This window comes from Arhodomonas sp. KWT, assembly GCF_010993615.1.
In genome coordinates, this window is sequence record NZ_WNXE01000021.1 from 24,945 (window position 1) to 35,309 (window position 10,365).

At 69.3% G+C, this 10,365-nt stretch carries 12 protein-coding genes and 2 pseudogenes; 4 read left to right on the forward strand and 10 right to left on the reverse strand.

The annotated features are described in order from the left end of the window. A pseudogene (locus G7A99_RS25240) lies at positions 1–344 on the forward strand (peptidase S15); the annotation flags it as partial. 13 nt (positions 345–357) lie between these two features. Here G7A99_RS25240 and G7A99_RS06245 read toward each other — a convergent pair. Further along, complete coding sequence (locus G7A99_RS06245) at positions 358–798, reverse strand: CBS domain-containing protein (protein WP_163139224.1); 441 nt, start codon at positions 796–798, stop codon at positions 358–360. A gap of 146 nt (positions 799–944) precedes the next feature. On the opposite strand from G7A99_RS06245, the gene G7A99_RS06250 reads away from it, so the two are divergent. Then, on the forward strand, positions 945–1,595 hold the full coding sequence (locus G7A99_RS06250; protein WP_163139225.1) for a phosphoribosyltransferase: 651 nt from the start codon (positions 945–947) through the stop codon (positions 1,593–1,595). 9 nt (positions 1,596–1,604) lie between these two features. Here the strand turns inward: G7A99_RS06250 and G7A99_RS06255 are convergent, their stop codons facing one another. From G7A99_RS06255 to G7A99_RS06280, 6 genes are all read right to left on the reverse strand, one after another. After that, the gene (locus tag G7A99_RS06255; RefSeq protein WP_018717154.1) at positions 1,605–2,396 is read right to left on the reverse strand and encodes an SDR family NAD(P)-dependent oxidoreductase; all 792 of its coding nucleotides are present in this window, start codon (positions 2,394–2,396) and stop codon (positions 1,605–1,607) included. Between the two features lie 126 nt (positions 2,397–2,522). Further along, positions 2,523–2,948: a hypothetical protein gene (locus tag G7A99_RS06260; protein WP_163139226.1), complete on the reverse strand. Its 426-nt coding sequence runs from the start codon at positions 2,946–2,948 to the stop codon at positions 2,523–2,525. A 91-nt stretch (positions 2,949–3,039) separates the two neighbouring features. Beyond that, complete coding sequence (locus G7A99_RS06265) at positions 3,040–3,720, reverse strand: helix-turn-helix domain-containing protein (protein WP_163139227.1); 681 nt, start codon at positions 3,718–3,720, stop codon at positions 3,040–3,042. A 397-nt stretch (positions 3,721–4,117) separates the two neighbouring features. Continuing rightward, positions 4,118–4,423, reverse strand: a complete 306-nt coding sequence (locus tag G7A99_RS06270; RefSeq protein ID WP_163139228.1) for a hypothetical protein — start codon at positions 4,421–4,423, stop codon at positions 4,118–4,120. Between the two features lie 41 nt (positions 4,424–4,464). Continuing rightward, a complete protein-coding gene (locus G7A99_RS06275; RefSeq protein WP_163139229.1) occupies positions 4,465–4,989 on the reverse strand; it encodes a hypothetical protein in 525 nt (174 codons plus the stop codon). Between the two features lie 57 nt (positions 4,990–5,046). Continuing rightward, the gene (locus G7A99_RS06280) at positions 5,047–5,559 is read right to left on the reverse strand and encodes an Hsp20/alpha crystallin family protein (RefSeq protein WP_163139230.1); all 513 of its coding nucleotides are present in this window, start codon (positions 5,557–5,559) and stop codon (positions 5,047–5,049) included. 391 nt (positions 5,560–5,950) lie between these two features. Between G7A99_RS06280 and G7A99_RS06285 the strand changes: the two genes are divergently transcribed. After that, positions 5,951–7,558, forward strand: coding sequence for a methyl-accepting chemotaxis protein (locus tag G7A99_RS06285; protein ID WP_163139231.1), 1,608 nt, complete (start codon positions 5,951–5,953; stop codon positions 7,556–7,558). Between the two features lie 23 nt (positions 7,559–7,581). Here G7A99_RS06285 and G7A99_RS06290 read toward each other — a convergent pair whose 3' ends face one another. The 3 genes from G7A99_RS06290 to G7A99_RS06300 all read right to left on the reverse strand — a co-directional run bounded on the left by G7A99_RS06290 (position 7,582) and on the right by G7A99_RS06300 (position 9,891). After that, positions 7,582–7,881, reverse strand: coding sequence for a YrhK family protein (locus G7A99_RS06290; protein WP_163139232.1), 300 nt, complete (start codon positions 7,879–7,881; stop codon positions 7,582–7,584). Between the two features lie 115 nt (positions 7,882–7,996). Further along, a complete protein-coding gene (locus G7A99_RS06295; RefSeq protein WP_018717162.1) occupies positions 7,997–8,200 on the reverse strand; it encodes a DUF2783 domain-containing protein in 204 nt (67 codons plus the stop codon). Continuing rightward, positions 8,200–9,891: an FAD-dependent monooxygenase gene (locus tag G7A99_RS06300; protein WP_163139233.1), complete on the reverse strand. Its 1,692-nt coding sequence runs from the start codon at positions 9,889–9,891 to the stop codon at positions 8,200–8,202. The genes G7A99_RS06295 and G7A99_RS06300 overlap by 1 nt, the downstream gene beginning before the upstream one ends. A 123-nt stretch (positions 9,892–10,014) precedes the next feature. On the opposite strand from G7A99_RS06300, the pseudogene G7A99_RS25245 reads away from it, so the two are divergent. Continuing rightward, a pseudogene (locus tag G7A99_RS25245) lies at positions 10,015–10,365 on the forward strand (hypothetical protein); the annotation flags it as partial.

Below are 10,365 nucleotides of genomic sequence, written 5' to 3' on the forward strand. Positions count from 1 at the left end.
AGTACCGCTGGCTGGTGCACCGCGACCTTGAAGGGGACTACGCGACCCTGGAGGTGATCAAGGACGAAGGCACCGTGCGCATCGAGGACGCCGACATCGAGCTGACCGACGAGACCCGGGAGTACTACCGCTACGCGGGCGACGACTTCAGCTCGCCCAGCGGCGAAGTGGTCACCCGCCAGCGCCTGCGCCGCGAGGGCTGGGATATCGAGACCCGCGCCCGCACCCTGCTCACCGCGGACGGCGGGCACTTCCACGTGCACGCCGAGCTGGACGCCTACGAGAACGGCCAGCGCGTGTTCTCGCGCAACTGGAACCGCCGCATCCGCCGCCAGCTGCTGTGACCGGTGCGGCCCCTCAGGGCCGCTCGTCCACCTCGCGGTCACGCTGGCGCTCGACCACGGCGGCGAGGTCTTCGAGCACCTCCCCGAGCAGGCCGACAACGTCGTCCACAGCGATGATCCCGGCGAGATCGCCGGCCTCGTCCACCACCGGCACCCGCCGCACGCCGCGCCCGCGCATCACCTCCAGCGCGTCGAAGAGGCTGTCGCCCTCGTGCACGAAGAACGCGGAGTGGGTAACGATGTCACGCACCGCGAGCGCCTGGGGGTCGAGCCCCGGTGCCAGGACCTCGACCACCAGGTCCCGGTCGGTGACGATCGCCGCCGGCGGCCGGCCGGGTTCGAGCACGACGAGATCGCCCACGTGGTGACGCCGCATGAGCTCCGCCGCGGCACGCACTGACTCGTCGGCATCGATAGTGATCACGTTGCGGTTGCAGTACTCGCCCACCGTCATGCCTCACTCCTCCCTGAGAACATTCCCAGGATGACCGCTCCGGAACCATACTGTTCGGCAGGGCGCGCGCCGAGGGTGTTACGCCCACCGCTCAGGCAATAGCACACCACAAAGACAATGCCCAGCATCCGGGGAGGACGCCCGCCATGTTCAGGGATCGCACCGACGCCGCAGAACAGCTCGCCACACGACTCGGCCATCTCACCGGAACCCGCCCGCTGATCCTCGGCATCCCGCGGGGCGGTGTCCCCATGGCCGCGGCCGTGGCCGACGCACTGGACGGCGAGCTGGACGTGGTGCTCGTGCACAAGCTCGGCGCCCCCGGCAACCCGGAGTACGCCATCGGTGCGGTGAGCGAGGACGGCACCACGGACCTGTCCGAGGACGCACGCCGCCACCTCGGCGCCGATTACGTGGATGCCGAGGTCTCCGCCCAGCTCGACACCCTGCGCGGGCGCCGCCGGCGCTATACCCCTGTGCGCCCGCCGGTGGATCCGGCGGAACGCACCGTGGTGATCGTCGACGACGGCAGCGCCACCGGCGCCACGATGGCGGCCGCCCTGCGCGCGGTCCGGCGGCGGAAACCGGCGCGGCTGGTCGCCGCGCTCGCCGTCGCGCCGCCGGAGGCGGTCGAGACCCTGGATGCGCTGGCGGACGAGGTCGTCTGTCTCGCCACACCCGGCGACTTCATGGCCGTGGGCCAGTACTTCCGCGATTTCGGCCAGGTCAGCGACGACGCCGTGATCCGCTGCCTGGCGGGCCGCGCCGGCCCGCCGTGCACCGGCGGAGCGGACTGAGAACGGCGCTCAGGCGATGCTGTCCACCACACCGCCATCCACGCGCAGCGCCGCCCCGGTGGTCGCGGAGGACAGCGGCGAGGCCACGTAAACGACCATATTCGCGACTTCCTCGACCGTCGCCGCACGCCGGATGATCGAACTCGGGCGCTCACGACGCACGAACGAGGCCGCGGTTTCCTCCAGGGACTCCCCCGCCTGCTGCGCGTCCGCAAGCATCGCGCCCACGCCCTCGGAGAGGGTCGGCCCGGGCAGCACGGCGTTGACGGTGACACCGGTACCGGCCATGCGCTTGGCAAGCCCGCGGGAGAGCGACAGATCCGCCGTCTTGGTGACGCCGTAGTGGATCATGTCCGCGGGGATATTGAGCGCGGACTCGGAGGAGAGGAAGATCACACGCCCCCAGCCCCGCTCGGCCATGCCGGGGAGATAGGCCCGGGAGAGGCGCACGCCGGAGAGCACGTTCACCGCGAGAAAGTGCTCCCAGACGGCATCATCGGTCTCGAAGAAGTCCTGCGGGCCGAAGATGCCCACGTTGTTGACCAGGATGTCCGCCGACGGGGCCTCGGCGACCAGGGCGTCGCAGCCCTCCGCAGTGCCGAGGTCGGCGGCCACACCGCGCACCTCGGCACCCGGGACCTCGTCGCGCAGGCGGGCGACGGCCGCGTCGACGGATTCGCTGCGCCGCCCGTTGACCACTACCGAGGCCCCGGCGCCCGCTAGGCCGCGGGCGGTGGCGAACCCGATACCCGCGGTCGAGCCGGTGACGACGGCAATGCGGCCGGTAAGATCGATCTGCATGGCATTACTCCCGGTTGCTGAAAGGCGACCGCGACCCCGGCCAGGGCGGCACGGGGTCATCAGTTTGCAACCGGACTATCGCCTTTCGGACGGCGACCGATCAAGCGGCGATGCACGCCGCACCGGTCATTCGTCGCCGGCACCCATGCGGTTCTCGTACTCCCACATGTGGTTCATGAGGCGCTGCATGCGCTCCGTGCGGTTCTCCATGTAACGCAGCCGCTCGGCATCGCTGGCATTGGGGCCCGGCCCCTGCCCCCGGCGCATCATCTCGAAGTCCTGGTCGATACGCTGGCGGTAGGTCCGCATCAGGCGCTGGCGTTCAGCGGAATCGTTCGTATTGTGAATCCGGTCGCGAAGCTGATCCAGCTCACGCAGACGGTCCTGGTCCAGGCTGCGAACCCCGCCGCCGCCCTGCCCATCGGTCATCATCTGCCGGTGACCGGAACCCCCGCCGCCACCCGCGGCCGCCACATCCGGCATGGTTAACACCGCCCAGGTCACCGTTACCGCTACCGCGGCCACACGCATACTGCTGCTGACTGTCCTCATCCCGAATTCCTCCTGAAAAATCGTCCCTGCCCCAATCCACACCGGTCAAAGGCGTTCCGCCCGCGGGGCCGTCACAGGCAGACACGCACGATCAGGAGCCGCCGCCGGAACGCCCCGCTCCGACAGCGCGCAAGGCTTCATCGCCGGAAGACCCTGACGGTACGCCGCGCTGACGCCGGGCCACCGCCCGGATCGCGCCGATATCGAGAAGCTCGCATTCCCGTCCGGTACCATCGAGCCAGCCCTGCTCGCGGAAGCGGCGGAACAGCCGGCTGACCGTCTCCGGAGCGAGTCCGAGATAGCTGCCGAGCTCAGCCTGGGACATGGCCAGACGCAGGGCGGTCGGTGACAGACCCCGGCCCGCGAAGCGCTCGGACAGGCTCATCAGACCCACGGCGAAACGCTCCTCCGCGGTACGCTTGAGCAGGGCCAGCCGCATCTCGTGCTCGGCGGCGATCTGGCGGCTCATCGCCTGAAGGAGGCGGTGCTGCAGGGCGGGCACCTCGCTGAGGAGCGGCTGCAGACGGGCGAAGGGGATGACACCGACACTCGCGGTCTCGAGCACGCAGGCGTCCGTCAGGTAGGTGCTGCCACCGATCGCATCAAGACCGACGATGTCACCGGGAAAACTGAAGCCGATGACGCGCTCCTCCCCGTCCTCGGTGACGGCGCAGGTTTTGACCGTACCCGCGCGGACCGTGTACAGCGCTGCGAACGGGGAGCCGGCGTGGTAGAGGTACTGCCCCAGGACCATCGGGCGTCCCACTTCCACGATCCGGCGGAGCGTCCTCGCCTCGGTACACTCATCCCTGCAATGGAATACGCACGGTGAGCTGCCGCACAGGGGGCAGTCCGGGCGGAATTCGACAACGGCGTCTCTGCCCTGGCGTGTATCCATACCGCGTCCCTCCCTAAACGCCAGCCCCTCGATGGCGATGCCCTGTCGGCACCCGTGCTCGATCAGGCCCCATCCCTGGTCAAGAAGACACCATCGACGCGGGGACGCTGTCCACCGGCGCGCGCCGGTGGACAGCGTTTCACGGGATTTCCCGGAAAATATAGACGCATCACGCCACAGGCAAAACGGAATAACTTCTCAGAAATTCAGATCATTGCCGGAATCGACGCGTTAGTGGACCGGTGGCCGGCATACGCCGACGAGCGTTGTATCAGCGCGCCGTCGGCGGCCACCGCATGCGCACGGCATCCGTTCCATAGCCGCGCTTCAGGGCATACGCCTGGGCACGCTGCGGGGTACAGAAACGCAACGGTGCGCCGTCCTCATGATCAAGCACGGCCCACTCGCATTCACCCTCCTGCTCCACCCAGGCCCAGAGCACGTAGCAGCCACTACCGTCCCAGGCGGGATGGATCTCGCAGCCGAAGCGCCGACGGCGCCGTGCCGCCAGAGCGGTACGGGCCGTGGGCGCCCGCCGTGGCCACGCAAACACCGCTGTCCGATCGATATCGGGCATGACTCTCTCCTCCCTGGCGATTCGGGGCTCCCGGATCCGAGCTAGCCCTGGGCCGCCGACTGTCCGCCGGTTTCCGACCTCGGTTGTCCACGGGACGCCGTGCGCCCGCCACGGGTGGCCCGTGCCGACGATTTCGACGACGCGGCCTGCGGCTCGTCCGCCCCGCTACGGGCCGAACTGCCCGCTTCGCCCCACATAGCCGGCATCGCACCGGTCAACGCATTCACGGACGCGCCCTCGAGGGCGCGGAACCACGCCGTCCAGAGGCGTTCCCGGGTGTCGATACCCTGCTCAATGAGGCCAAGCGCGGATTCCCAGAGGGCGCCGCTCGCCGGCTGCTCACGGGCCTGGGCACGCCAGGCGTGAACCATCGCACGCTCGAGCCCGATGGTCCGTTCCACCGCGTTGTGGGCCACGGCGACGCCCTCACGGTAGGCGCGCTCCGGACCGTCCGCCCCGTAACCGAGGCAGGCGGCGCTGCGCATCGCGCCCTCCGAGATATCGCGCCCGACATCCAGCATTTCGTGGTTGAACGTGTTCAGAGATCGTAGTGATGATGTCGTCATCGTCCTTTCCTCCATGCAGTCCTCGCCCCAGGGGCGACACGACGATCAAGCCCGCCCTCAGCGCACCTCGATACGCCGGCGGCGGGCTTCCTTCACCTTGGGCAGCGTGATCTCGAGGATGCCGTCCGCGAAGCGGGCATCCGCCTTGTCCGCGTCGACCTTGGCCGGCAGGGACACCGTGCGACTGAACGCCCCGCGGGCGATCTCGCTGCGGAAATAGGCCCCTTCTTCCGCGCGCTTCTCGCTCGCCGTTGCCCCCCGGATGGTGACCGTGGCGTCCGTCACCGAGACGTCGAGGTCCCTGCGCTGCACCCCCGGCAGCTCGGCGCGCAGCAGCACGTCGCTGTCGCGCTCGAGCAGGTCCACCCGCGGGATCCGGCCCTCGCCGCCCCCTGCGATGCGCTCCCACAGCGGATGTTCCCAGCGGAACGGGCGCATCCACCCGCGCTCGAACACCGTGTCCATGAACCGGTCGACATCGTCGAAAACACCCATCGTGCGACCCGTCGGCGCCGGCGTCTGCTCCGCCGGCACCGCCTTCGGCGCGTCCGCCTTCATCTCCTTGGCCATCTCGTATTCCTCCCGGAATCACCCAACATCACGCCCCCGGAGATCCGACTCCGGCGCGCCCCGGTTATCCACCGGCACGCACTGGGAATCACGTTATGCCCGGCCCTGGTGCGCCGGGGATGACGACGGTCAATTACGGTGCCTGCGGCCGCGAAACGCCGATGAACGGAGACCGCGCCGCCGCCGGCCCCCATACGGCGCAGCGCCCGCCACAACCGGCCCGGTGGTGTCGAACCGCCGGCGGCCTGTCTCCGAACAGCGACAGCCACCGAGCTGATCCAGCTCAAGAGGCGGCCGTCCCGGCCCGGTAGAATCCGAAATGGACTAAACAAGGACCCCGACGTGCCGATAAGACCGGGGCAAAGGGACGAGGGGGCAGAAAGGACGGGGCATGCGACGTATATCCATCAAGCTGAAGATCCTGCCGGCGATTGCCGGCGTATTCCTGCTCGCGATGGCGCTGGTGACGGTCTACTCGGCACACCGCCAGCGCGCCCGGGTGCTCGACAACGCCGTGGCACAGGCCGACACCCTGATCTCCAGCCACCTGGACAGCCTCAATGCACTGATGCTGACCGGGCAGATGAAACGCCGCGGTATCCTCTTCCGTAAGCTCGAGTCCCACCAGAACGTAATCTCCGCGCGTACCCTGCGCGGCAAGCCTGTCCAGGCGCTCTACGGCCCGGGCATGGACGAGGAGCAGCCCCGGGACGCCATCGACCGTCGTGTCCTTTCCGGCGAGCGCGTCGTCTCGGTGGCGCAGGGCGAGGACGGCCGCGCCCTCACCGTGGCCGTCCCCCACCTCAACCTCACCGACTATCACGGCACCAACTGCACCGGCTGCCACGCGAACGCCGACGAGGGCGCCGTGCTCGGTGCTACACGCGTCCGTTTCTCAATGGCCGGCATGGACACAGCGGTCTGGCGGGACATCACCACCACGGTGGGCATCAACCTCGCCATTTTCCTCGCCGGACTGGCGGTGCTAAGCGCCGTTATCGGCCGGGTGGTGATCCGGCCGCTACGGGCCCTGCGCGACACCACCGAGGCCGTCGCCTCCGAGGAGGACCTGCGTCCACGCATCGACGTGCGCGGCAACGACGAGTTCCGCAGCGTGGCCGATGCGGTCAACCGGCTGCTGGAGCACTTCCAGTCCACCGTGCGCAGCCTGGCCGGAGAAACGGAGCGCCTGCGCGACGCCGCCTCCACGCTCACCGAACAGACCCAGCGCACCCGCGAGGGCGCGAACACGGAGGCCGAGCGGATCGAGAGCCTGAATCAGGCGATGACCGAGGTACGCGAGGCCGCACGGGAAGTCGCCGACAACGCCGACGAGGCCAGTCGCGCCGCCGACGACGCGCGGGATCAGGCCAACAACGGCCACGCCCGCGTCGATGAGGTCTCCCGGGCGATCAGCCGGCTCGCCGACGGGGTCGCCGAGGCCGGCCGGATGGTGGAGTCGCTGGCGCAGGGCACGGAGAGCGCCAAGGAGGTCCTCGGGGTGATCGACAACATCGCCGAGCGCACCAACCTGCTCGCCCTCAACGCCGCCATCGAGGCGGCCCGCGCCGGCGAGCAGGGTCGCGGCTTCGCCGTGGTCGCCGAGGAAGTGCGCTCTCTCGCCGCCCGCACGCAGGAGGCCACCGGCGACGTGGCCGAGACCATCGAGAAGCTCGTCGCCTCCTCCCGCGAGGCTGCACAGGCGATGGCACGCAGCCGTGACGACGCGGGGACCACGGTCAGTGCAGTCGACACGGCCGGCGAGGCCCTTCGCGCCATCAACGAGGCCGTGGACGCGATTACCGGGATCAACCACCGTATCGCCGATGCCGCGGGCCGCCAGAATGAGACGGTCACGGTGGCCGACGGCCACACCCGGGACATCGCCGAGGTCAGCGAGGAGACGGTGACCGGGGCGCAGCGTACGGAACAGGCCGGCGGACAGGTGGCGCAGAGCGCCGAGGCACTGGAGCGGGTGGTCACACGCTTCCGCACCTGAAGGCGGCGGACGGCACGGCGGCACTACATCTCCCAGCGGCTCGGCGGGACGTGGCGCAGGTGAATACGGTGCGCGAGCCGGAGCGTCGGGCGCAGCATGAACTGCGCACTGCCGATAATGAACAGCCACACACCGACCGGCTCCCAGTCCGGGTAAAGGAAAAGGATACTGCCCACCAGGAACCAGCCGGCGACGAGGAAGTCGTTGAAGATGCTGGCCGCCTCGTAGCGCCGGCGGATCACCAGCTGCTCGGGGCCGAGGGTGAGGGTCATGGCGCTCGGATCGTCACCGTCGCCATAGCCGATGTGTCGTGCATGGGCCATGGGGCGCTCCTCTCTGCCGGGTGGGTACCGTGGCAGTCTCCCCCATCACCCGGCAACGCGCAAAGCCCCGCCCCTCGGCGGTGTTGTCCCGGCATACAACGCACGGCGCGGGCGCTCAGTCACCGATATCCCGGGCCGCCTCGTCGATGGCCGCACGGACCCGCTCGCCGTCGCCCACACGGTGGGCAAGCGCCAGGGAGAGCTTGGCCAGGAACAGCGATGTCTGCCGTTCCGGCAACCTATCCAACGTCTCCGCGATCCGCTCGTAGGCCGCCTCCAGCTCCGGGAACGGCAGGTGCTCTTCAGTATGCGACGCCATCAGGACATCCCTCCGGTAGCGGTGGCCAGGGCACGGTACAGGGCGGCCGTGTCGAGGTCGCGCCAACGCGCGGCGACGTGCCGGTCCGGGCGCACGAGATAGCAGCTCCCGGCCCGCGCGCCGTAGGCAGCGGCGATACCGCGGTCGGGATCCGGAACCGGCGTCCACGGTGCGTGTTCGTCGACCCGCGCGCCCACGACGAGGCAGTGCAGCGGCATCGCCCCGCCGGCGAGTGCCTCCAGTGACTCCCGGTGTGCCGGCTCGACGTCCCCCGCGTCGCTGAAGTACAGCAGGTTGAAGCCCGGGCCGAGGTGATCCAGGAGGTAGTCGTCCTCACCGAGCCGGCGGTTCACCAGCGGTGCCCCCGGCGCAGGCCCCGCCGCGAACCCCGGCACCGTGTCCGGCGTGGTCAATGGGCTGTCGGCGTAGGTGTAGGGTGTGACCTGGCGGGGGTTGGCGAACCCGCCGGCATAGTCGCAGCTCAGCGAGAGCGACAGCGCTGCATCGCGCATGAGCCGATAGCCCCGCGTCGGCGGGGTCATGAAGCGGGTGCTGCGCCCGGCGTTGGCGAAGACGTCCAGCGTCGCGCCGCGGCGCTCCGGGGTATAGCTCGCCAGCAGACTATCTCCACCCCAGCCCCGGATCCGCCAGGCGAGCTTCCAGCCCGCGTCCATGGCGTCGGCAAAGCCGTTGTTGAGACCGCGCACGCCGAATATCGGCACCAGGTGGGCGGCATCACCGATGAACATCACCCGGCCGTGGCGGTAATCATCCAGGGCCAGGGTGTAGGCCTTGTAAAGGCTCCACCACTCCAGCTCCCAGTCGTCGGCCTCGCCAAGCATCTCCACGACGGCACCCACGTTTCGCCGGATGCTCGCCTCCTTCAGCGCCTCGTCGGGGTCGTCATCGGGACCGAGCTGGTAGTCGATACGCCAGATGTCGTCCGGCTGACGGTGGACCAGCAGGGTCGAGTCCGGCAGCGCCGGCGGGTTGAAGAACGCCCGGCGTTCCGTGGGGAAGTCCGAGCGCATGCGTATGTCGGCGATGACATAGCGCCCCTCGTAGGCCTCGCCCTGGAGGCCGAGCCCTAACGCCCGCCGTACCCCGCTGCGCGCCCCGTCGGCAGCCAGGACGTAGTCGGCGTCCAGGCGATACCATCCCTCCGGCGTGTCCACGGACAGGCTCACGCCGTCGTCGCCGGCATCCACGTCACGCACCCGGCTGCGCCAGCGCAGCGCTACCAGCCCGGTCTCCTGTGCACGCTCGATGAGGAAGCGCTCGATGTACTGCTGCTGGATGTTGTACATCGGCATGAACCGCTCCTGCTCGGAGTGCGCCATTTCCAGACGGAACACCTCCCGCTCGCCGAAGTAGGTGCGCCCGTAACGCCAGCCCAGCGCCTTGTCGGTGAAGCGCCCGGCGACACCGAGCTGCTGGAGGATCTCCAGGCTGTGACGGGAGATGCAGATGGCCCGGGAGCCATCGTTGACGGTGTCCTTGTCGTCGAGCACCACGCTCGCCACCCCGTGGCGTGCCAGCTCCAGGGCGGCGGTCACACCCACCGGCCCGGCGCCGACGATGGCCACGGTGTGTCGCCGGTGGGTGCCGTCCAACTCCGGTGGACGCTCGAAGGCATAGTATGGATAGTCGAAATACAGCGAGTCGTACTCGCCGCGTCCGGCAGGCCGCATGGCTCTCCTCCCCTGGCTTGCGGTGACCGGGACGGTCGTTTACCAACCTTTCAGGACGTATCGTGTCCATGCTAGAGGAGAGAGGGACTTCAGCCTGTCCCGTGAAATGCAGGACATCCCGTTATGGCGACGCTAACCGATAGAGACGACCGCATGGGCGCGACGGCGTTCCGGGCCGCCGGAGCATGCGTGGACGCCATCGGTCGCCCGGACTTCGAGGACGCCCTGCTCGCGCTGCTGAGGCGCCAGACCGGCATTGAGCAGTGCATGCTCTTCGCCTACGGACACGGCGACCGCATGGGCTGCCTGCTCGCCGCAAACCCGCGCAAGCCGGCGCTCGCCCAGAGGCTTGCCCGGCGCTACGTCGGCGGCGGGTTCCGCAACGACCCGAACTACCCACGGCTGCGCCAGCTGCTGACGCGCCCCACTGACGATGCCGCGCCGGAGGCGATGCGGACGACGGCGATGCCGGAC

Coding starts and splice junctions, on each gene's coding strand:
- G7A99_RS06245 (WP_163139224.1), bottom strand. CDS start 798: ATGACGGTGGGCGAGTACTGCAACCGCAACGTGATCACTATCGATGCC.
- G7A99_RS06250 (WP_163139225.1), top strand. CDS start 945: ATGTTCAGGGATCGCACCGACGCCGCAGAACAGCTCGCCACACGACTC.
- G7A99_RS06255 (WP_018717154.1), bottom strand. CDS start 2,396: ATGCAGATCGATCTTACCGGCCGCATTGCCGTCGTCACCGGCTCGACC.
- G7A99_RS06260 (WP_163139226.1), bottom strand. CDS start 2,948: ATGAGGACAGTCAGCAGCAGTATGCGTGTGGCCGCGGTAGCGGTAACG.
- G7A99_RS06270 (WP_163139228.1), bottom strand. CDS start 4,423: ATGCCCGATATCGATCGGACAGCGGTGTTTGCGTGGCCACGGCGGGCG.
- G7A99_RS06275 (WP_163139229.1), bottom strand. CDS start 4,989: ATGACGACATCATCACTACGATCTCTGAACACGTTCAACCACGAAATG.
- G7A99_RS06280 (WP_163139230.1), bottom strand. CDS start 5,559: ATGGCCAAGGAGATGAAGGCGGACGCGCCGAAGGCGGTGCCGGCGGAG.
- G7A99_RS06285 (WP_163139231.1), top strand. CDS start 5,951: ATGCGACGTATATCCATCAAGCTGAAGATCCTGCCGGCGATTGCCGGC.
- G7A99_RS06290 (WP_163139232.1), bottom strand. CDS start 7,881: ATGGCCCATGCACGACACATCGGCTATGGCGACGGTGACGATCCGAGC.
- G7A99_RS06295 (WP_018717162.1), bottom strand. CDS start 8,200: ATGGCGTCGCATACTGAAGAGCACCTGCCGTTCCCGGAGCTGGAGGCG.
- G7A99_RS06300 (WP_163139233.1), bottom strand. CDS start 9,891: ATGCGGCCTGCCGGACGCGGCGAGTACGACTCGCTGTATTTCGACTAT.